The organism is Virgibacillus sediminis (assembly GCF_042643265.1).
GTDB lineage: Bacteria > Bacillota > Bacilli > Bacillales > Amphibacillaceae > Virgibacillus_O > Virgibacillus_O sediminis.
Genome location: NZ_JBHRRZ010000038.1, coordinates 1 through 21,867 on the forward strand (window position 1 = coordinate 1; position 21,867 = coordinate 21,867).

General features: G+C 47.8%; 20 protein-coding genes. 8 read left to right on the top strand and 12 right to left on the bottom strand.

Features of this window, described 5'->3' with window-relative positions; all coding sequences use genetic code 11:
- Nucleotides 1-151 precede the first annotated feature (151 nt).
- From rpiA to ACFODW_RS14940, 7 genes are all read right to left on the bottom strand, one after another.
- On the bottom strand, nt 152-832 hold the full coding sequence (gene rpiA / locus ACFODW_RS14910) for a ribose-5-phosphate isomerase RpiA (protein WP_390307584.1): 681 nt from the start codon (nt 830-832) through the stop codon (nt 152-154).
- Nucleotides 833-862: 30 nt separating this feature from the next.
- On the bottom strand, nt 863-1,720 hold the full coding sequence (locus ACFODW_RS14915; protein WP_390307585.1) for a chemotaxis protein: 858 nt from the start codon (nt 1,718-1,720) through the stop codon (nt 863-865).
- A gap of 169 nt (nt 1,721-1,889) precedes the next feature.
- Nucleotides 1,890-3,728, bottom strand: a complete 1,839-nt coding sequence (gene opp4A, locus ACFODW_RS14920; protein ID WP_390307586.1) for an oligopeptide ABC transporter substrate-binding protein — start codon at nt 3,726-3,728, stop codon at nt 1,890-1,892.
- Between the two features lie 159 nt (nt 3,729-3,887).
- Entirely contained in the window at nt 3,888-4,796 is a 909-nt protein-coding gene (locus ACFODW_RS14925; RefSeq protein WP_390307587.1) for an ABC transporter permease, read from the bottom strand.
- Nucleotides 4,797-4,824: 28 nt separating this feature from the next.
- Entirely contained in the window at nt 4,825-5,787 is a 963-nt protein-coding gene (opp4B, locus tag ACFODW_RS14930) for an oligopeptide ABC transporter permease (RefSeq protein WP_390307588.1), read from the bottom strand.
- A 7-nt stretch (nt 5,788-5,794) separates the two neighbouring features.
- Nucleotides 5,795-6,727 (bottom strand): ABC transporter ATP-binding protein, encoded by a 933-nt coding sequence (locus ACFODW_RS14935; protein ID WP_390307589.1) that lies wholly within the window; start codon nt 6,725-6,727, stop codon nt 5,795-5,797.
- On the bottom strand, nt 6,714-7,730 hold the full coding sequence (locus tag ACFODW_RS14940; RefSeq protein ID WP_390307590.1) for an ABC transporter ATP-binding protein: 1,017 nt from the start codon (nt 7,728-7,730) through the stop codon (nt 6,714-6,716). Before ACFODW_RS14940 ends, ACFODW_RS14935 begins: the two co-directional genes overlap by 14 nt.
- 612 nt (nt 7,731-8,342) lie before the next feature.
- Between ACFODW_RS14940 and ACFODW_RS14945 the strand changes: the two genes are divergently transcribed.
- The 8 genes from ACFODW_RS14945 to ACFODW_RS14980 all read left to right on the top strand — a co-directional run bounded on the left by ACFODW_RS14945 (nt 8,343) and on the right by ACFODW_RS14980 (nt 16,425).
- Complete coding sequence (locus tag ACFODW_RS14945) at nt 8,343-9,497, top strand: acyl-CoA dehydrogenase family protein (RefSeq protein WP_390307591.1); 1,155 nt, start codon at nt 8,343-8,345, stop codon at nt 9,495-9,497.
- Between the two features lie 176 nt (nt 9,498-9,673).
- Nucleotides 9,674-10,612 (top strand): glucose-1-phosphate thymidylyltransferase RfbA, encoded by a 939-nt coding sequence (rfbA, locus tag ACFODW_RS14950; protein WP_390307592.1) that lies wholly within the window; start codon nt 9,674-9,676, stop codon nt 10,610-10,612.
- Nucleotides 10,605-11,642, top strand: coding sequence for a dTDP-glucose 4,6-dehydratase (gene rfbB / locus ACFODW_RS14955; RefSeq protein WP_390307593.1), 1,038 nt, complete (start codon nt 10,605-10,607; stop codon nt 11,640-11,642). Before rfbA ends, rfbB begins: the two co-directional genes overlap by 8 nt.
- Nucleotides 11,618-12,589, top strand: a complete 972-nt coding sequence (locus ACFODW_RS14960) for a glycosyltransferase (protein ID WP_390307594.1) — start codon at nt 11,618-11,620, stop codon at nt 12,587-12,589. Before rfbB ends, ACFODW_RS14960 begins: the two co-directional genes overlap by 25 nt.
- Nucleotides 12,586-13,275, top strand: coding sequence for a GNAT family N-acetyltransferase (locus ACFODW_RS14965; RefSeq protein ID WP_390307595.1), 690 nt, complete (start codon nt 12,586-12,588; stop codon nt 13,273-13,275). Before ACFODW_RS14960 ends, ACFODW_RS14965 begins: the two co-directional genes overlap by 4 nt.
- A gap of 4 nt (nt 13,276-13,279) precedes the next feature.
- Entirely contained in the window at nt 13,280-13,636 is a 357-nt protein-coding gene (locus tag ACFODW_RS14970) for an EamA family transporter (RefSeq protein WP_390307596.1), read from the top strand.
- Between the two features lie 4 nt (nt 13,637-13,640).
- Nucleotides 13,641-14,771, top strand: coding sequence for a dTDP-4-amino-4,6-dideoxygalactose transaminase (gene rffA / locus ACFODW_RS14975; protein WP_390307597.1), 1,131 nt, complete (start codon nt 13,641-13,643; stop codon nt 14,769-14,771).
- A complete protein-coding gene (locus ACFODW_RS14980; RefSeq protein WP_390307598.1) occupies nt 14,734-16,425 on the top strand; it encodes a DUF6044 family protein in 1,692 nt (563 codons plus the stop codon). Before rffA ends, ACFODW_RS14980 begins: the two co-directional genes overlap by 38 nt.
- Nucleotides 16,426-16,564: 139 nt before the next feature.
- On the opposite strand, the gene ACFODW_RS14985 is transcribed toward ACFODW_RS14980, so the two are convergent.
- The 5 genes from ACFODW_RS14985 to ACFODW_RS15005 are packed head-to-tail and all read right to left on the bottom strand — an operon-like array spanning nt 16,565 to nt 21,855.
- Nucleotides 16,565-17,632, bottom strand: coding sequence for a tartrate dehydrogenase (locus tag ACFODW_RS14985; RefSeq protein WP_390307599.1), 1,068 nt, complete (start codon nt 17,630-17,632; stop codon nt 16,565-16,567).
- Complete coding sequence (gene alr / locus ACFODW_RS14990) at nt 17,629-18,789, bottom strand: alanine racemase (RefSeq protein WP_390307600.1); 1,161 nt, start codon at nt 18,787-18,789, stop codon at nt 17,629-17,631. The genes ACFODW_RS14985 and alr overlap by 4 nt, the downstream gene beginning before the upstream one ends.
- A gap of 31 nt (nt 18,790-18,820) precedes the next feature.
- Complete coding sequence (dat, locus tag ACFODW_RS14995; protein ID WP_390307601.1) at nt 18,821-19,669, bottom strand: D-amino-acid transaminase; 849 nt, start codon at nt 19,667-19,669, stop codon at nt 18,821-18,823.
- Nucleotides 19,662-20,648, bottom strand: a complete 987-nt coding sequence (gene eutB / locus ACFODW_RS15000) for a hydroxyectoine utilization dehydratase EutB (protein ID WP_390307602.1) — start codon at nt 20,646-20,648, stop codon at nt 19,662-19,664. The genes dat and eutB overlap by 8 nt, the downstream gene beginning before the upstream one ends.
- Nucleotides 20,581-21,855, bottom strand: a complete 1,275-nt coding sequence (locus tag ACFODW_RS15005) for a M20 metallopeptidase family protein (protein ID WP_390307603.1) — start codon at nt 21,853-21,855, stop codon at nt 20,581-20,583. The genes eutB and ACFODW_RS15005 overlap by 68 nt, the downstream gene beginning before the upstream one ends.
- Nucleotides 21,856-21,867 lie beyond the last annotated feature (12 nt).

A 21,867-nucleotide genomic window follows, 5' to 3' on the forward strand; every position in this document is an offset into this window, starting at 1 on the left:
CTTTCATTGATTGAAACAAGTTCATCACCGCCTTTGGAAATTCTATCTTAAGAATAACATGTAAAGAAAATGAATTTTAGAAAAATGGACAAAAAATAAGGCTGTCGAGAACTTTCTCGACAGCCTGGCTGGTGTAGCCTGGATGTTCCTTTTACGTTTTGGATATGACTTCTACCTTATCTTCTTTCCCTACCACGATTTTATCGGCCATACCGATAAAAAGGCCTGTTTCAATGACACCGACAATGGATTTCAATTCACTATGTAATACTTCCGGGTCGGTGATCTGGCCGAATGGGCAATCCAGAATATAGTTCCCATTATCTGTAATATATGTTTCTCCTTGGCTTGTCCGCAATGTCGGAGAGCATCCAAGATTAGAAATTTGTTCAGCAGTTACTTCCCATCCAAATGGCAGCACCTCGACTGGTAAAGCAAATTCACCCAGATGGGATACTAGTTTGGATCCATCAACGATGATGACCAGTTCCTTTGCTGCAGCGGCTACCACTTTCTCACGGAATAATGCTCCCCCTCCACCTTTGATCAGGTGCAGATTCTCACCTACCTCATCTGCTCCGTCAATGGTAAGGTCAAGCTCCTGAACCTTGGAGAAGTCTGTCAATGGCACCCCGAATTCCCTTGCCCACTCGGCAGTGGTATTGGAAGTAGGGACTCCCTGGATTTGCAGTCCTTCTTTCACCTTTTCTCCAAGTTTCTTTACCATCCAGTAGACAGTGGAACCAGAGCCAAGGCCTACGGTCATACCGTCCTTGATATCATCGGCCGCTGCTTCTCCGACAAGCTTCTTTAACTGATCTGCCTCTTTCATTCCATCTCCTCCTCTCGGGAAATGTTTTCCCTAGTCTACCTTACCATTTATCTTGCGCCATGTCTTGGCAAGGCCATATGCAATCCGGCCGGCAACCTGTTTATTCCGGTCATACGAAAGATGGGCCAGAGGATTCCAACTGGTGAATAACCCGCCCGCATTGACGGCAATGTCCTCCGTAACCGCCTCCTCGAAAGCCTCATTGATTGCCTTCAGCGGAAATGCCAGCACATCATCTTTATCATAGAAATTTACCCACTCCCCTTCCAGGCTCGGATAATAGTCATAAATGGCTGGTGTGGGAATGGTGATAGGCAAGCCGAAATCAATATAGCGCAGCGTCCATAATGCCATCGGACTCCCCAAGGTATAGAACAAAGACAAGGTATGGCATCGTTCCAATGGCGACATCTCAACATCTTCTCTCGAATTGGCACTTCGGCTTCCCGGATGATGCTGAAGGTCGTAAAAGTAATTGCCCGCTACAATGGAGCCGAGACTATGGGCAATCACACATAGTGGGGCATCTGGTCCCGCTTTTTTACGAAGCCTGTTGAGCGCAGCTGCCAGTACAGCATGCACCTTATCATAATTGAGTTTCCCATTTGCCGCCGGCTGATATGCCACCGCGTCTGCTAAAAATTCTATAACAAACCGCCTTAGTCCGGTGTAATCAAGGTCGGCGCTTTCCTTAAGTCTGCCCCATAGCTCCTCTTGTTCCGGAGCAAAAACTTCAGACCAATAGACAGGCTCAAAAATGAGTTCCTGATCAACGTGTTTTACCCCGGTAAGGCGTTCAAATTCCTGAGATACTGCTGCAATGGTGTCGCGGGCGAAATCCTTATCCGGTGTTCCTGCTCCATGTATCACCGCTACTGCTATCCGCAACGGAATCCCCCCATCTATGGCCGGGTTCTTATACTTAGAGCTTACTAGATGCCGGCCCAGTTTTTAAGTTATAAATTACCCATTTTCTATTTTTTTCCTTTTACTACCAACAGTATTTCTTGCCTAATCAGGAAAAAGGCCCACTAATGTGGACCTTTTTCCCCATTTATTATTGCACTGTCTCCGGGTTTTCTTGGGTTAAACTGATTTCCTGCGGCTCCCACCAGTCAGCTTCAATAGAGTAGTTCTGTACTCGATTGTTGACAGGCACCAATTCCGCCCGATAAAGGGTCGGAAATACAGGGATCTCCTCAACCATCAATTTCTGCCACTCACTATATACTTCTTTACGATAGTCCAAGTCAAGGGCAGCTTTGGATGACCCTTCTTCCAGCAACCTATCATTTTCTTCGCTGGCATAACGGGAATAGTTGAACATGGCATCCCTGCCATAAAGGCCTGCAGGATCCACATCTGTACCTACTCCCCATGCCCCTTGATAGATATCAATCTCTGGATCGTCAGCCTCTACTCTGTCGTAGAACGAATTAAATTCCAATAGACGCCCATCTAGCAATTGGACATTCAAGCCAACTTGGTTCCACGCTTGAATATAGTAATTGACAAGAGGTTCAGCAGTATCGCCGCCAGACATGGATGCAAAGTTGATCACCAGCTCTTCTCCCTCTGGTGTTTCACGCATGCCATCTCCATTAGTATCTTCATACCCAGCCTCGTCTAGGATCTGTTTTGCCATATCCGGGTCATATGTCGGTGCTTCAATGGATGGATCGTGATACTCCGCATGATATGGCGGAATCAAGGTATTGGCATTCCAGCGAAGCCCATTATAGAATTGGTTGCCAACTGCCTCATTATCAACGGCATACCACATTGCACGGCGCAAGTCCACATCTGCCATTTTTGCATTTTCATCCATAACTACCTCGCCTGCTTCTTCATCCCATTCACCCAACTTGAATCCGATGTAGGTGTAGGCACGGTCAACACGGCCCAGAAATTCAACATTTGTCAAACTTTCTTCTACATCCGGATATTGATCTGTAGGAAAGCTGTCAACCAGGTCTACCTCACCGTTTTCCAATGCCTGTACAACGGTCTGTGGGTTTACGACTTTTACTGTTACCCCGTCCAGTTTAGGCTCGCCTTTCCAGTAATCTTCATTCGCCGTCATTGTTACTGATTCGCCCGGCACGATACTTTCCACCTTGAAGGCTCCCATACCGATAGGGTTTTCCCTCACTTCCTCAGATTCTGCCATCTCTGCTACCGGGATGTCCTCGAATACGTGTTTCGGGAGGGCATATGGCCAGATTCCGCCTGCAAGAAGGGATGGCCCAGCTTCCAGGAAGGTGATTTGCAATGTTTTCTCATCGATTACCTCGATGCCGGAAATCTCATCAGCTTCCCCGTTATGATATTCATGCATCCCTTCTACATTTGTGAAACTGGAGTCATAACGGATGCCTGTATAATCCGGATGGCCGATCACTTCATAAGAATAGGCCCAATCCTCGGCTGTAACCGGCTCTCCGTCATGCCAGTTCACTCCATCACGGATGGTCAACGTGAACACCGTGCCATCATCGCTTACTTCGAAAGTAGCGGCCCCATCATTTGTATAGTTAAAACTCTCATCTATTGACAGTAATTCATCATCGAACCAATCGATTATTTCCGCGTCATAAGCACTGGAATAAAAGGCCCAATTCAACGTCCCTTCAAACACGGTATCTGTTACCAGACCGAAATTCAGGGTCCCTCCATCAATTGCTTCTCCCCCATTAGTTGTAACGGGCTCGAAGTCTTCTATGGAATAGAGTTGGTCATCTGCCCCCTTTTTCGTGCCCTCGCCTGTAGATTCAGAACCGGAATCTCCGGCCCCTTCCGAGCTGTCCCCACCGCTCTCATTGCCGCAAGCTGCCAGCACGAGAAGCAATACTATCATAAGTGCAACTAGCCACTTGCCAACTTTTCTTTCTTCCATCCTTGTAACCTCCCCTTTTAATCTTTTCCTTTGCCCGCCAGGAACCCCGGCCAGCTGTATACGCCACATCAATACAAGGACCTATTGATGATGGCACCGATGAAAATTGACTGCTGCTGCCTCCAGGCGGTCACCTCCTTAAAGATCTAGTATAAAAAGTCAGCCTCTCCGCTGTCTGGCATCCGTGGCACGTTTTAAAGCCTCTCCGACATTGCGCACCGCCAGCATCAGCAGAAGAATAAGTACAGCAGCAGGCATCCAGATCCACCATCTATATTCTAATGTCTGTGGATTGGTTGCATAGCTCAACAATGTTCCAAGGCTTGGAGTACTCTCCGGGAATCCAAAGCCTAAGAAGGAAAGCCCCGACTCCAGGCCGATATTAGCAGCAAGATTAAGTGTCATCGTGACAACAATCAAGGAGGTGATATTAGGCAACACCTGGGTGAACATGATTTTGAAATCGGATGATCCCAATGTTTTGGAAGCCTGGGCATAATCCAATTCTTTTTCCTGCAGGGCTTTCGAGCGAATCAGCCTCGCTATCCCCATCCAGAGGAATGCCGTCATGATCAGGGAGAAGGAGATAATGCTGTAATCCGGCACCATTGAAACAAAGACAATGACGATCATTAACATCGGCAGAATCATAAAGAAGTCCAATACCCTCATTAGTGCATTATCGATATGGCCGCCAAAATAACCGGAAACCAATCCGTAAATGATACCGATAGCCCCACTCATCAATGTAACAAGAAAGCCGATGGAAAGGGAGTTTCTAGTACCGATGATCAATTGGCCAAATATATCGCGGCCGCCATAGTCCGTCCCCAGCCAAAACTGTTCACTGGGTGGCTCGTGAATAGCGAATAAATCAACTTTTACAATTTCATCCTGATCTAGGAACAGAGCGATCCCATAGACAAGAACCGTTATGACTACAAGAAAGATCAGGGAGGCAAGAGCCAGTTTATCCCGTACAATCTCCCGCCAGAGGACCTGCATACCGGAAGGGCTCCTGGTGGAATCCATCTTCTCCGCTTCTGCATTCATTTTATTTGATTCCATTCTTCTCACCTCAGTGTCTATCTAATTCTTATTTGATACGTATGCGCGGATCCACGATGCTCAAGATGATGTCTGATAGCAGCGCCCCAAGAATGGAAGCGATACCAAACAGCAGAACAACTGAAGTTACCACACTATAGTCCCTTAGGTTAATAGATTCCAAGAAAAGCTGGCCCATGCCTGGGTAACCAAAAATCTGCTCGATAAAAACCGTGCCGCTGATTAGGCTGGTGATTTCCCAGCCGAAAAATGCGGCAATCGGCAGCAGGGAATTTCTTAAAATATGCTTATTATAAACCCTTGATTCTGAAGCACCTTTGGCCCTAGCCGTCACGATAAAATCACGCTGCTTGGTGTCGATGATTTCACTTCGTAGATACTGAACCGTATTGACGGTGGTGATCAGTGCCAAGGACAAGCCAGGCAAAATCAAATGATAAATTCTGCTTAGGAAATAATCGAATGTCCCAGGCTCCAGTCCCGGAGCAACACTGCCACTTGTCGGAAACCAGCCCAGGTTATACCCGAATACCCAAAGCATGACAAGCGCGAAAATGAATAATGGTGTAGCAAAACCAATATACGTATAGCCTGTGATCCCTTGATCCAGCAAAGTATCATTATATCTCCCACTTAAGATACCCAGTGGTATAGCAATTAGATATGTAAATATCAATGTCACCAGGGAAAGCCAAAAAGAGTTGATGATCCTCTGTTCCATTAGTTCGGTCACCGGCATTTTAAAACGGAAGGATTGACCAAGATCACCCTGCACCGCACCAGCAACCCAATCACGGTATTGTATATACCAAGGATCATTCAAACCCATTTTCTCCCTTTGTTCTTCCAGTGTAGCCCTGTCCACATTTGGATCAAGCATTCCGGTAAGAGCATCTCCCGGCATGGCCTGAGCCATCAAAAAGACGAGCACACTCAGTATGATAATCTGCGGCATGGTGATCAACAGCCGCCTCACTATGAATTTCCACATCTGCCAATCACCCTCTCTCCGGCAGGGCCACCAGGTGAGATTCCGAAATCGGCTTCAACCCGTATGCCAAGCCCTCGTTGTCAAAATAATCATCGTAAGACTGCTCATATTCCCGCTTGACTTCCTGACGATATAGGAACTGCTCTTTCCGGTTCGCCGGATTGATATCGGGCATGGCGGCAATCAGACGTTTGGTATAAATGTGCTGTGGATGGTTGAAAATATCTTCATTCGTGCCCTTTTCGACATAGCGGCCTTTGTACATGATAGCAATATCATCACACATATGCTTGACGATTCCCAAATCATGGCTGATAAATAAATAGGTGAGATTCAGTTCTTTCTGGATATCCTGCATAAAATTCAACACCTGTGCCTGGACAGACACATCCAGGGCTGATACAGGCTCATCAGCGATAATCAGTTTGGGCTTCAAGGCGATTGCTCTGGCTACTCCGATCCGCTGCCGCTGGCCCCCGGAAAATTCATGGGGGTATTTTACGATACTTTCAGGACTTAATCCCACCATTTCAAGCAGTTCTTGTACCCGTTTCTTCTCTTCCTGCCTGCCGAGCTTCTCGAAATTCCTTAAAGGCTCGGCTACAATATCAAGCACCCTTTTCCTTGGGTTCAAGGATGAATATGGATCTTGAAAAATCATCTGAATATCCTTGCGCATCCCCCTTGTCTTGCTTTTCCTTCCGGTAATATCCTTGCCTTCGAAAATAACTTGGCCTTCCGTAATATCCTCCAAACCGATGATCGCTTTACCTGTTGTTGATTTACCGGAACCGGACTCACCGACAAGGCCATAGGTTTTTCCTTCTTCTATGGTAAAGGAGACATCATCTACTGCCTTGATATGATCCATGGTACGGTTGAAAATGCCGCCTTTGACTGGAAAATAAACTTTCAGATTCTTGACTTCAAGTAACCCCATGGGCCTGCCCCTCCTTGCTTTCTTCCGGGAAATAGAAATGTTTATAGCATGTACAGCGTACAAAATGTCCAGGGCTCACTTCATGCAGCTCTGGACGGGGTTCATGTGCCGAGTCATCTATCCATGGAATACGCGCGGCAAAACGGCAGCCTTCTCTCGGAAGATGTTTAAGTGAGGGTACAATCCCCTGGATGACATGCAGTTTATCCTGCCCTTCTGTCGGCACCGAATTCAGCAAAGACCTAGTATACGGATGCAGCGGTCTGTCAAACAGCGTATATACATCCGCGATTTCCACCACCTGACCGGCGTACATGACAGCGACCCTGTCGGCCATTTCGGCCACGACTCCCAAGTCATGAGTAATAAGGATGATACCGGACTGCATGTCTTCTTTTAGTTCCCTGATCAGATCCAGGATTTGCGCCTGGATGGTTACATCCAATGCAGTTGTCGGTTCGTCCGCAATCAAGAGCTCCGGCTTATTTGCAATGGCAATGGCGATCATCACCCGCTGCCTCATTCCTCCGGATAATTCATGGGGAAACTGTTGGAATACATATTCCGGCCGTGGAATCCCTACCTGGTCCAGCAGTTCAATGATTCTGCGCTTCCGCTGCCTTTGGGTCATTTCCGGCCGATGGAGAATCAAGGTCTCGGCAATCTGATCGCCTATCTCCATCAGTGGATTTAATGCCGTAAGCGGATCTTGAAAGATCATTGCCATTTCATCTCCACGCAGTTTGTTCAGTGCTCCCGGCGAGATTTCAGCAATATTCCGATCCTTGAACATAATATTCCCTTCAATTCTCGCTCTCGTGTGCAAGCCCATAATAGAAAATGCCAAGGCACTTTTGCCTGAGCCCGATTCACCCACAATTCCAAGCACCTCATTTTTATTCAAAGCGATGGACACATCATCCACCGCCGCATAATAGTCATCACCTATACGAAAAGATGTCTTCAAATTTTTTATATCTAATAATTTTTCTTTGTTTCCCACGATAATCCCCCTTAACAGAAGCTGCACCTATAATAGAAGGGTTTGGGGTGATTCACCCCAGTCCAGACTCCGAGCCGCCAACAAAATATCCTAAGTTCGTCTGAAGACGGCAGTGCTTTTCTCTTTCCAGCCTTCCATTATTTCCTTTACAATTCACTTGTAGGTTGAAACTTCTGATAATTGTCTGTAAAAAATTAGCCTTCCCATGAGTGTTTGGTTTTCAGGGGTTGTACTACTGTCTGGTGTTTTGAAAGATTGGTTGGCAAGAGGCTGCGGAAGTGTCTGTCTTGGCTGCTGTTCATGGCGTCCCCCGTTTCGAAAACGATGTATGGTAGTACAGCTGATAGTACAGCTGTACAAGAGGATAGTGTAAAAATTACGAAGTAGAGTTGAAATATAATTTTAGTAGGTTAAGAGTAGTATAATTTAAGATTTTTGATAATGCAATATCTTTTTACAGATTCGGCGGTGCATGTTCTCTTTTACTGTCGGCTTTTGTAAGTAATCGGAACGAAGAACCGCTTGTAATTGGGAATTTATGGATGCTTTGCAGTTACAGGACTTCTCTGTTATATATCAAACTTTTTCCAGAAAAAATAGGAGGGATATAAAGTGAAACTATATGGACTTGGATCCATGGAAGAAAGAATAGAGAAATTAGAAGACGCCGTCTCACAATTTGCCGATCGTTCCCAACAATATGATGAGGAAGGGAGCTTTCCGTTTGAAAATTTCCAGGTACTGAAAAATATTGGGTATCCGGCCCTTTCTATCCCAAAAAGATACGGCGGCCTGGGAATCACTCTTTATGAACTTCTTAAAATGCAGGAAACTATTGCGAAAAAAGATGGCGCAACAGCTCTATCCATCGGTTGGCACATGGGCATCACCAAACATCTTGGGGAGAATGAAATTTGGCCAGAGGAGAAGTATAAACGATTTGCCGAAGACGTCAAAGAAAACGGAGCATTACTTAATAATGCAGCAACTGAGCCGGCAACAGGAAGCCCAACCCGCGGGGGAAGACCGGAGACCACAGCGCAAGGGACAGATACCGGCTGGATGATCAACGGCCGGAAAACATTTACCACCATGGCTCCTATCCTGGACTATTTTGTAGTGAGTGCTTCCATTGAAGGAACAGACCAAACAAGGAACTTTCTGGTTCACCGGAGAAACTCCGGCGTCTCTGTGGAAGAGACATGGGATTCCATTGCCATGCGGGCCACTGGCAGCCATGACCTCGTACTTAATGATGTACAAGTAAATAAGGATGACTTAGTGGAATACATCAAGCCGGGTAACAAACCTGCAGCAGGGTGGCTCCTGCATATCCCTGCATGTTATTTAGGCATTGCAAGAGCGGCACAAAAATATGCTGTTGATTTTGCCTCGACATACTCACCCAACAGCATTGAGGGCACCATCTCCGATTTGCCTAACGTCAAGCAAAAGCTGGGAGAGATTGAATTATTGCTGATGGAGAGCGAGCACTTCCTATATAATGTCGCTGCTCAATGGGATGAGGGAAACTTGGAAAAACGCAATGCGATGAAACCGGTTCTCGGTGCGGTAAAGCTTTCTGTCGTCAATAAAGCAGTCGAAGCGGTCGACATAGCCATGAGAGTGGCTGGTGCGCGCAGCCTTTCCCGGCAGAATCCCCTGCAGCGCCATTACCGTGATGTACGTGCCGGACTGCATAACCCACCTATGGATGATATGACCATTATGCAGTTGGCAGCCAAGAGTCTAGATGATTATTCCTGACTCTCATTTTTACAATCCTTGGCGTTTTAGAAATTTAATTGAAATACAAATGTAAGATTATCTCCTTCATAAGTGTGGTATTAGATTATAAGATATATCATGCTTTTTTTACGAATACAAGGCTTCGATTAAATTAAGCTGATGCCATGCATATCAGCTATCTAGGGGTGAGACACATGAAAGGAATCATACTTGCCGGCGGCAGTGGAACAAGACTGTCACCGAGCACAAACAGTATCAATAAACATCTGCTCGCCGTGTACGACAAACCGATGATCTATTATCCGCTCTCCGTATTGATGCTCGGAGGGATTAAAGAAATCATGATCATCAGTACACCAGAAGATACGTCACGCTTCCAACAGCTCTTAGGTGATGGCTCAGAGCTTGGAATCCGCCTGGAATATCAGGAGCAGAGGGAGCCAAAGGGAATACCTGAAGCGTTGATCATTGCCGAAGACTTTGTCGGCATCGACAAGGTGGCATTGATTCTGGCTGACAACATCTTCTACGGCCAAGGGTTCACCACCCTGCTCCGGAAAGCCATCAAGAACCACCGGCATGCCACTGTTTTCGGCTATCGTGTGAAAGACCCGGAAAGATTTGGAGTTGTGGAATTCGACCGCTTCCAAAAGGTTCTCTCACTGGAGGAAAAACCCCAAGATCCGAGATCGGATTTCGCTGTGACTGGTCTGTACCTATACGACCACCGTGCCGTAAAGATCGCCAAAAAGCTGAAACCGTCGGCAAGAGGTGAACTGGAAATCACTGATTTAAATAAAGAATACTTAAAACGCGGCCAGCTGGATGTAGAGCTGCTCGGCCGTGGCTTTGCATGGATGGACGCTGGCACACATGAATCACTGTTTGAAGCAGCCGAGTTTGTAAAAATCACGCAGCAACGGCAAGGCTTCAAGCTGGCCTGTTTGGAAGAGATCGCCTACTACCTAGGATATATTTCTAAAGATGAGCTAAACCGGAAAGGGAAGTCGATGGAGAAGAATGACTACGGCCAATATTTGCTGGAGATTGCTGCCCGGAAGCATACTACCCAATACTGGGACCCGGATTCCATCGATCAGCATCCGATGTTGGGGCTGGCTGGAAATGAATAATGACCAGCAGACACTGCTAATTACAGGAGGAGCCGGATTCATCGGCTCTAACTTCATCGACTTTTTTACAGAAAAATATCCGAAAACCCAGGTATTAAATATTGATAAGCTTACTTACGCAGGCAATCTGGATAATCTCCGAGAGATTGAACCGAGGAAGAACTACCATTTCATTCAGGGAGACATTGGAGATGAAGATACGGTTACTTCCATTTTTGAAGAATATGATATCTCAGGTGTGATCAATTTTGCTGCTGAATCCCATGTGGATCGGTCCATTGAGGACTCCCATGCATTTGTGGAGTCCAATGTGCTTGGCACCCTAACCTTATTAAATGCAGCCAAAAAGGATTGGGAGGAAAAGGGAGAGCTTGCGACCAGAAGGTTCCATCAAATTTCCACCGATGAAGTCTATGGCTCCCTCGGTAAAGAAGGAAGCTTTTCCGAGTCCACCCCATACAATCCAAGGAACCCATACAGTGCATCCAAGGCCAGTGCAAACTTCTTTGTCAAAAGCTTCGGCCACACGTATGGGATGAATGTGGTCATCTCCTCGAGTTCCAATAATTATGGCCCTCGGCAACATAAGGAGAAGCTGATTCCAACTATCATCCATCATGCTTTGGATGGAAAACAGATTCCTATTTATGGGGACGGAGAAAACATCCGTGACTGGCTGTATGTCATGGATCATTGCCGAGCACTCGATGCAGTCTATCATCAAGGCGGCCCTTTGGAGACATATAATATCGGCGGAGGAAATGAACGAACCAATAAGGAAATAGCCTCACAGATTTGTAGCATCCTGGATGAATTCGTCCCCGATTACCGCCAGTCTTCCGCTATTATGAGCTATAAAGAACTAATTACATTCACCGAGGATCGGAAAGGGCATGACCGGAGATATTCAGTAGATGACCGGAAAATCAGACAGGAACTGGGCTGGGAGCCTGTAGTTGATTTCGCTTCGGGACTCTGGAAAACCGTAGAATGGTATGTGAACGAATGGAAAAAAGTCCAGACATTCTAATATCGGTGGTGATCCCGGTCTATGGCTGTGAAACCTGCCTGGTAGAGCTTTGCAGCCGTATCCGTGACACCATTACCAGTATCCCAGCCCAATATGAAATCATCCTGGTCAATGACGCCAGCCCTGATGGAGCTTGGGAAACCATCAGGAAACTTAGTGAACAAGACACAAACATTACTGGATTGGACTTTGCACGAAACTTCGGCCAGCATCATGCTATTACCGCCGGTCTCGACTATACAAACGGAGATTGGGTTGTTGTCATGGACTGTGACCTGCAAGACCGTCCGGAAGAGATTGCCAGCCTCTATCAAAAGGCATTGGAAGGATATGAAGTGGTGTTTGGAAAAAGAGTGGAACGCCAGGACAGCTGGCTGAAGAAGAAGGGTTCCCGGCTTTTCTATAAAATCTATGATTATTTCAGCGGGCAATCCACCGATTTTACCGTGGCCAACTTCAGCATCAGTGCCAAAAAAGTGGTATCGGGATATCGCCGAATGCGGGAGCAGAACCGCTACTTCCCTCTATTTATTCAATGGATGGGCTACCGGACGGCGAAAATCCCTGTCGAACATAATGCCAGAAAAGAAGGCAAATCTTCCTATAACCTTAGTAAATTACTTACGCTGGCAACCGATGCGATCGTTTCCCAATCCAACAAGCCGCTGAGACTGTCGATTCAGTTTGGCTTTCTTGTCTCTTTCGCATCCTTTTTATATGCCTTATACTTATTTGCCCGCTATTTTTTCCTTGATGAGCGTGTTGCAGGATGGACCAGTGTGATGGTATCCATCTTCTTCATCGGAGGGCTGATCTTCTTCAATTTCGGCATCCTTGGCCTGTATATCGGAAAAATTTTTAACGAGACAAAAGCCAGGCCTTTATATCTAATACGCGAAACAACAGACGAAGCAACAGATACAGAAGAACAGGAGCTGATAGAATGACCGAGTACTTGGAACCCACCCCGTGGGATAAGCGGAACTTCCTGATTGATACGTACCAACTGACAGAATACAGTGAAGCCGCTCTCCAGCAGACAAGTGAAACGGAAGGACATTTCACCCTGAAGGTCTCCCCATCTGCGGACACGCAAAATCTAGTGAAATATGGATTCTATTACGTGGATACACTGACAGAGCCTGTCTGCAGCAGGAGCCGGCTTGATACTGTCCATCAAGAAGGCATTCAATTTTCCCGGGAGTACGACCCAGAAAAAATTTTGGATATTGCAGCAGAGGCATTCAGCGGCGGGCGCTTCCACCGCGATTTCAACATTCCCGACTATATGGCAGACCGGAGATACCGCAACTGGGTCGGCGATCTCATGGAGCAAGATCAGATTCTTGCCCTCCACTTCGAAGATAAGACTGCCGGCTTCTTTGCTTATGAAAAAGATAAAATCCTGCTGCTTGGCATGCACAAGGATTTTCGCGGCAGAGGCCTTGCCAAGGCCTTTACCAGTGCATGTGTTGAAGAGCAGTTCCGAATTACCGGGTATGACCGGCTGAAAACTTCCATCTCTCCTTCCAATCCGGCATCATTGAATGTGTTCATTTCACTGGGTTTCCGTTTGAATGGTGCGGTCGATATCTATCACAAGCTGAACGGCTCCTTGCCGGTAGGAGGGTAAGACTATGGGCTATGCCTATATTTTCGGCACGATTTTCTTCACCGTGTATGGACAGCTCATTCTGAAATGGAAGATTGACCAGCAAGGAAACCTGCCAGGCCCACTTGGGGATAAGATCCTTTTTCTTCTTCAATTGCTGCTGAACCCATGGATCATTTCCGGATTCCTGGCGGCTTTCCTTGCAGCATTGAGCTGGATGGCGGCGATGACCAAGTTTGATATCAGCTATGCGTATCCGTTCATGAGCCTGTCTTTCGTGCTGGTATTCATCCTTTCCGCCTTCTTGTTTGGCGAACCAGTAGACACACAAAAAATTATCGGCTTTTCCCTGATTGTCCTAGGGATTATCGTAATGAGGTGATCATATGATTCCATTCAACAAACCTTGCAGCATCGGTACAGAAGAAGAAGCTATCAGACAAGCAATCAATCAGAGTAAACTATCAGGCAATGGACCATTCGGGGAAAAATGCTCCAACTGGCTGGAGGACCGCCTCGACACCGAAAAAGCGATCCTCACTCCTTCCTGTACAGCCGCCCTGGAGATGACAGCCCTATTGGCAGAGATCGGTGAAAGTGATGAAGTCATTATGCCTTCTTATACCTTTGTCTCTACTGCCAATGCCTTTGCATTGAGGGGAGCGTCCATCCGCTTTGTCGATATTTCGCCAGAGACGATGAACATCAATGCCGAACAGATCGCCAAAGCGGTCACAAGCCGGACAAAAGCCATTGTCGTTGTCCACTATGCAGGTGTTTCCTGTGATATGGAGCGGATAATGGAAATTGCCCAAGAACACCATTTATGGGTAATTGAGGACGCCGCTCAGTCATTGATGAGTAATTATAAGGGAAGGCCCCTTGGCACCATCGGCCATATGGGAACGTTCAGTTTTCATGAAACGAAAAATTACACATGTGGAGAAGGTGGAGCACTGCTGGTCAACGATTCCTCGCTGATTGAACGGGCAGAGATCTTACAGGAAAAAGGTACAGACCGCTCCCAGTTCCTCAAAGGGATGGTGGATAAATATACGTGGCGCGACCTCGGCTCCTCCTACCTTCTAAGCGAGCTGAATGCTGCATATCTATCTGTGCAGCTCGACCATGCGGATGACATTAACGAACAGCGGCTCCGAATATGGAGCAGGTACCAGCAGGGATTGCAGCAGCTATTTGATGATGGACATTTGGAAGGACCGCAGATTCCCGATGATTGTCAACATAATGCCCATATGTTTTATGTGAAGGCAAAGAATTCAGAGGAACGTTCTATGCTGGCTGCCCATCTGAAAGAACAGGGTGTGATGGCTGTTCCACACTATGTTCCACTCCATTCTTCGCATGCCGGAAAACGGTTCGGGACATTCGTTGGTGAAGATAGGTGGACGACAGCGGAAAGCGAAAAGCTGTTGCGGATGCCGTTGTACTATGGACTGACAGAAAAGGATGTGGATCATGGGATCAAGGCTGTTCACGCATATTTCCAAAAATAAGTACATCTGGCTGGCCGGAATTATATTAGCTACATATCTCCTCCCCTACTACATACTTGGTGAGGACACCCATATTCGGGTCCATGATAATATGGATTCCAATATCGTCTGGTACCAGCTGCTGGCAGAACATGGCCCAATTTTCACCTTCGAGGATGCAGAGCTGCCTCAGGTCATCAACGGCCTGCCGAGAAGTACGCTACCTTCAGCATTTGATGCAGTGGTTTGGCTGTATGTATGGTTCGAACCAATGACAGCTTATACGATCAGCCAGACCATCATGCGTGTCGGTGCATTTATTGGCATGTATCTGCTGCTAAGCCGATTCGTCTTTAAGCAGAAATCCCGCCAGCTGATTACCGCGGGTGTTTCCCTGTGTTTTGCCATGCTTCCTTATTGGCCGTCGGGAGCCTTGTCCATTGCCGGCCTTCCATTAGCGCTTTATCTATTTTTGATGATTCGGAAACATGGCTGGGATACACCTAAGCGGCACTGGCTGGTTCTCCTGTTGATTCCATTCTTCTCCAATTTTGTGCTCACCTTCGTCTTTTTTCTCGGGGTCATGGGCTTATTTTGGCTTATCGACTGGTATCGGAAAAAGGAGCTGAACTGGCCATGGTTTACGGCCATTTGTACGATGACAGCAATTTATGTGGTAAAGAATTACCTTCTGATCACTTCAATGTTCTTTTCCGAAGGGTTCACCTCCCATCGGGAAGAAATGGATCTTGGCTACAATTCCTTTGAACGTACGTACGAATTAGCATGGGAAAATTTCCTGTACGGACTCACCCATGATGAAGCACATCAGGCCTATATCATTGTTCCATTGGTTCTTACGGCTATGTTGATATTGGCATGGAAGAATATCCCGCCGAAAAAGCTGCTGGCATTGTGGGCCGTAAATTTGATTCTCGCCACATGGTATGCCTTCTGGTACTGGGAAGGTATGCGGGTATTGAAGGATAATTTCATGGTTGCCAATACGTTCAACTTCGCCCGTATCCATTTCTTCGACCCGGCGATTTGGTATATCGCCTTTGCCCTTGCGCTGGCTGTAGTTTGGAGACATGTGAAATGGGGGCCTATCCTTGTGGCAGTACTGATTTTCATGCAGGCATACCATCTGTTCGGATTGAATGAGGAATTGAAATACCGCTCCTATGGCATGCCGACATTTGCCGAGTTCTATTCCGAGGAATTGTTCCAGGAAATTGAGGATTATATCGGAGAGGACCAGTCCGATTACCGCGTCGTGAGTATCGGTATGCATCCGACTATTGCTCAATTCAACGGTTTTTATACGCTAGACACATACAATAACAGCTATCCACTGGAATATAAGCATGAGTTCCGGAAAATCATTGCCGGTGAACTGGAAAAAAACCCAACACTGAAGAACTACTTCGATGACTGGGGCGGCCGGCTTTATATGTATGTAGCAGAGCACGGGAAAGACTATCTTTTTACCAAGAATCGCAACGAACCGATCGAACAGCTGGATATCAACACAGATGCGTTGGAAGAGCTTGGCGGTGACTATATCCTGTCTGCAGTTCCAATAAGCAACTACGAAGAACTGGGACTCGAATATGAAGAGACCTTTGAAAATGACCAATCGCCATGGGAAATCAGGCTATATAGTCTGTCCTGAAGCGGTGGCGGCACGAGTTGAGTATGGTGGCGACCGAGTGGAGGCTGGTGCGGCACGAGTTGGGCATACTGTATAACGTAAATATAGAGGCTGGGACTCTTCTTGCCCAAGCCTCTTAAAAAATCATCAACTATGTCCTTTACCTCTTCCCCAGCATGTCAGCAAATCGATCGCCGACATCCTGTGTCGTAGCTTTCCCGCCAAGGTCTGGTGTCAACTGCTGCGGTTCCTGCAACATCTCCCTCATGATCTCCAGTACTGTTTTTCCCCACTCCTCTTCTCCAAAAAAATCTAGCATCTGACTTGCCGACCAGATGGAGGCCAATGGATTTGCAAGCCCTTTTCCAGCAATATCGGGAGCAGATCCGTGGATGGGCTCAAACATGGACGGATATTTGTGCTCCGGGTTGATATTCGCTCCTGCAGCAAGACCCAGTCCGCCGGTAAGCGCTGCCCCAAGGTCTGTCAAAATGTCCCCGAACAGGTTGGAGGTCACCACCACTTCAAACCGTTCCGGATCCGTCACAAAGTAGAGGCTTGCCGCGTCGACCAAGTAGGAGTAAGTCTCTACATCCGGATACTCCCTCCCTACTTCTTCAAAGACCTCATCCCAAAACACCATGGAATATTGCAGGGCATTGCCTTTACTGATACTTGTAAGTGTCCGGTTGGACCGCCTTGCCTCCTCATAGGCATAACGGATGATCCGCTCTGTGCCCTTCCTGGAAAATACACCGGTCTGCAGGGCAACTTCTTCCGGTTTTCCCTGAAAAAGCCGATCGCCCGCTCCGGCATACTCCCCTTCACTATTCTCCCGGATCACCAGGAAATCAATATCGTCTCCCGACTTTCCCTTAAGTGGCGTCAGTTCGGGATGAAGAAGACTGATTGGCCTGAGATTGACATACTGGTCAAAGGATTTCCTGATCCTTAATAATAGATTCCAGAGAGAAATATGATCTGGAACCCCAGGATAACCAACTGCTCCTAGATAAATCGCATCAAATCCGGCCAGTTGGTCGATGCCGTCTGCATCCATCATTTTTCCTTCCTGGAGGTAATACTCGCAGCCCCAGGGAAATTTTGTAAAAGAAAAAGAAAGGTTGGAGTCCCTGGCTTCAATTGCCTTCAACACCTTGATTCCTTCCCCGATTACTTCAGGCCCTATCCCATCCCCTGGTATGACTGCTATATTGATATTTTTCACGAATTAGTCTCCTTTCCTGTATCCAAATCTGTATAAATACGGGGGATTCTTTCCTTCAGACTTGCCAGCACTTCATCGGTGATGCTGTCCATCCATCCGGCCACGTCATAAGCGTCGATCTGTTCTTCATCCTGCCGCCCGATAAGAACTGCTTTATCCCCCTCAACCACTCCAGGTATATGGGTAATGTCCAGGAAAGTCTGGTCCAGTGATATGGTTCCCACAATATTTGCCCTTTTCCCACGTACAATCATCTGACCCCGATTAGATAAACTTCTGGCATATCCATCTCCATGGCCGACCGGTACGACAGCAATCTTTCGATGGGAAGGACAGGTGTAGGTGCCGCCGTAGCCAATTGGTGTCTGTGGGGGAAGCTCATGAATCTGCAGGATGCGGGTTCTCACTTCCATGACGGGTTCCAGTGGGAGGGTGGATTGCCGGTGAGGGGCCGGCGGATAGCCCAGCAAAGAGATTCCCGGCCGCACCATATCGAGATGCATATCAGGCCGCTCCAATGTAATGGTAGAACCTCCTGCATGGTGGACCGGGAACACCCACCCCTTGTTCTCCAGCATGTGGACAGTTTGGATGAATGTGTCAAATTGCCTTTCTGTCCGATCCCACTCCCCTTCATCTGCATGGGAGAAATGCGTATAGATTCCTTCCCAGTACAAACCTGGCAGGCCCTTGCATTCCTCTAAAAAGGCGAGTGCCTCTTCCGGCAAGACACCGAACCGATGGAGTCCTGTATCGATCTTTAAATGAACGTATCCCCATTTTTTCTGTCGGACCGCTGCCTTACTTAGAGCCGAAGCCTGTTTGATCGTGGAAACAGAACCGATCAGATCATGTTTCACTGCCTCCTCTGCCTGGACCGCAGGAATGGATCCTAGGATATGGATCGGAATCTGAATTCCTTCCTGCCTCAGCAGGGCTCCCTCGGCAACGGAAGTGACACCAAGCCGGTCGGCGCCTGCTTTGACTGCCTCCTTGCTGAGTTGTACTGCTCCATGGCCATAGGCATTCGTTTTCACCACTGCCATCAGCCAGGTTTCATTCAGATGTTTTTTAACCTTCTTCACGTTTTCGCGGAATTTATGCAATTGTACAATGGCTTCTGTCGGGCTGCCTGTGAGATGTTGGGATAATACCATACAAAGCCCCCATCCCCTGATTAATTTTTCCTCAGGTGTGCACCAGCTCATGGATCAAGCTGCGGAACTGCTTCAGAATTTGACCCGTGGTCGCACCGGGCTTGCCGGAACCGATCTGATTTCCATCCACCTCCAAGATTGGAATAATATCCGATTTGGTAGCCGTCACAAATACCTCATCGGCTGCTAGCAGTTCATCCACGGTATAGGTCTGTTCATGGACAGGAATATTGATCTTCCTACAGATTTCCAATACCTTCTGCCGGGTGATGCCGTTAAGGATATAGTTATTAGCCGGATGGGTGAACAGTTCCCCGTTTTTCACGATAAAAACATTGGATGCACTCGCTTCCGTAACGGTATCTCCTCGATGGAGGATGGCTTCAACAGCGCCATTTTCCACTGCCTTTTGTTTGGCCAGCACATTTGGAAGCAGATTCAGTGTCTTTATATCGCAGCGGAGCCAGCGGATATCTTCCGTAAGCACAGCGTGGCCCCCTTGATCCTCCACCTGTGTCATACGCTCCTCTGCCCGTGTATATGCAGTCACTTTTGGCCGGACTCCTCTTCCAGGGAACTCATGCCAGCGTGATGCCGCCCCGCGGGTCACCTGCAGATAGATGATTCCTTCATCCAAATGGTTGGCTTTTACCAGCTGGTTCAATTGCCGGCGAAATTCCTCCAGACTGAATGGCAGGTTCAGCTGGATTTCCCCTGCACTCCTCTTCAGCCGGTGTAAATGTTCATCCATCATAAACGGCCTTCCTTCGTAAACCCCGATCACTTCATAAACTCCGTCACCAAACTGGTATCCTCGGTCCTCGATGTCGACCAGGTTATCCCGGTCGATGATTTGGCCATCAAATAAAATTTTACTCATCTGCCCACCCCTTTTGCTTTGCGGCAATGTCCATAACTGTTTGCGGATCCACACTCCCACCGCTGATGACCAGCACAATATTTGTACTGGGATTAATACGATGGTTGAGCAGGGCGCCTATCCCGGCAGCCGCTGCCCCTTCAATCATCATCCGGTGGTGGTGGAACATATAGGACATCCCTTCCGCAATTTCTTTCTCACTGATCAGGAGGATATCGTCCACATACTGCTGAACAAGCTTAAAGGTATACTTATTATCCAAGCCTATTCCGCCGAGCAAGCTGTCAGCCAATGTGTCGTGTTCTTGGACGGTGACCGGCTTTCCGGCACGGATGCTTGCTAGCATGGCAGGCCCCTTTTCCGTTGAAACACCCAGCAGGGATAAATCCGGATCAGCCGCTTTCAAAGCTGTCCCTAAACCAGCATGCAATCCCCCTCCAGATAAGCCGGCAATGACCATGTCTGTTTCCGGCAGTTCTTCCAGCACCTCCAAGCCCATGGTCCCTTGGCCGGCAATGATGTCCGGATCATCAAACGGATGAATAACCGCCCATCCATTTTCTTTTCCCAGTTGATAGCTTCTTTTTTCCGCCTCATCCTGTGATTTTCCGTAAACCTCGAGTTCGGCGCCGGCCTCTTCCAGCACTTTCACCTTTGCAGACGGAACCCTTTCCGAGATGCAGATGGTTGCCGGTATCCCAAGCCGCTTTGCCATATAAGCGACACTCATGCCGAAATTCCCGGTAGAGAAGGTGGTAATCCCGCGTTCTCTCTGCTCTTGGGAAAGCTTCAGAATCCTATTTGCCGCGCCCCTGATTTTGAAGGATCCGGTCACTGTTAGATTTTCCAGCTTCAGATACACGTTGGCACCGCTGAGCTTCGATAATTCCTGCGAGTGGATCAACGGTGTTTTATTTACGACGGAAGCTATCCTGTGCTTCGCTTTCCAGACATCCCTCTGTGTTATTTGCTGTTGCATGCTCTATCTCCCCCTTCATATATTGCCTGGCCGTTTCTGCTAGGATGGCTGCTCCGGCTATAAGGCTGTTCTCATCAATATCAAAGAAAGGGGTATGAAGATGGCGTACTCGATCCGGATCCGGACGGCAGCCCAGGAAAAACATAGCACCAGGGACAGTGCCAGCCATATGGGCAAAGTCCTCCCCGCCCATGCCGAACGGCTCATCCGCCAGCTGGAAATCCGGGTATAATCCTTTAATAGCGCTCTCCATCATCCTGTTCACTTCCGGTGAATTGTATAAAGCGGGATCCTCGGCCGTTATCTCCAATTCGGCTTCGCCACCCAATGATTCAGCAACCGAAAATGCCCGCTGCAGCTCCTTATGGGTTCTCTCACGGATTTCCGGTTTATAGGTCCTGACAGTCCCGCCAACTTCCACTTCCGCTGGAATGACATTACTGGCTGAACCTGCCTCGACTCTGCCGATACTGATGACGGCAGAGTCGAGGGAAGATACATGCCTTCCAGTAATCCCATACACAGCCTGCAGAACATTGCCAAGCATCCAGACGGGGTCAGTGCCAAGATGAGGATAGGCACCATGCCCGCCGGTTCCCTTGATCTTTGCGCGAAATACATCGACATTAGCCATGCTGTAGCCGTTATGGAGTTTCACACAACCGTATGGGTACTCGGGATCCATGTGCAATGCAAACACTGCTCCCACACCGTCGAGGACACCATGTCTGATCATATAGGGCGCCCCGGTGGATCCAGTATCATCTGCTCGTTCCTCCGCAGGCTGAAAAATGAACTTTATGGTTCCCTTCAATTCCTCTTCTCGGAAACTATCACCCAACAGATGTGCCACTCCCAGGACGATTGCTGTGTGTGCATCATGTCCACAGGCATGCATGACCCCTTTTATACGAGAGCTGTAGCCTGTTGTATTTTCCTCTTGGATCGGCAGGGCATCCATGTCGGCCCTTACTGCCACTGTCGGACCATCACCAGAGGATAAAGTGCCGACCACTGCTGTAGGGTAGCCGGCATTCCGTTCCACTTTCATCCCTGGGATCTTTTCCAACAGCCCGGCAACAAATTCGGCCGTATGGTGTTCCGAGAAGCTAAGCTCCGGATGCTGATGCAGATGGCGCCGCCATAAGGAGAGGTCCTTTGCGATTTCCTGCGCTTTTTCCTTCATAATCATCTTCTTTTTTTCCATAAGCCCCCCTCT